1 protein-coding gene is annotated in these 412 nt (G+C 54.9%); it reads left to right on the forward strand.

Annotated elements, in window-relative coordinates; translation table 11 throughout:
• Positions 1 to 304: virulence factor TspB C-terminal domain-related protein (locus MB824_RS03930; RefSeq protein WP_305067907.1), on the forward strand; the 304-nt coding region annotated here is incomplete at its 5' end.
• Positions 305 to 412 lie beyond the last annotated feature (108 nt).

Below are 412 nucleotides of genomic sequence, written 5' to 3' on the forward strand. Positions count from 1 at the left end.
TTCCTGCACTAAGCTCGGCACCGAAGAAGACATCCGCCGCACCGTCGGCAGTCCCGACGGCAGCGGCAGCAGAATCGGCATACCCAAAGAAACCGTCGGACTGCCCGGATTCAGCCGCAGCAGCGATTTTGTCGAAAACGGCACCTGCCCCGCGCCCAAGCAGTTTGTGTTTATGGGGCAAACGAACGAGTTGAGCTATGAAAGCATGTGCCAAGGCGCAAGGGGATTGCGGCCGTATATCGTTTTTTCGGCAATCTTTATTGCCTTTGTGATTTGCCGGCATGCCGTAATCAGCAAAACCTAAAGGGAGACAACCATGCCAGTACTGATTGCCCTACTCGGCCAATTGCTCGTAACCCTGATAGGCCAAATAATCGTAGCCCTTGGCGTGTCCGCCATTACCTATGTCGGC

Source organism: Kingella pumchi (assembly GCF_022288825.1).
GTDB classification, from domain to species: domain Bacteria; phylum Pseudomonadota; class Gammaproteobacteria; order Burkholderiales; family Neisseriaceae; genus Kingella_D; species Kingella_D pumchi.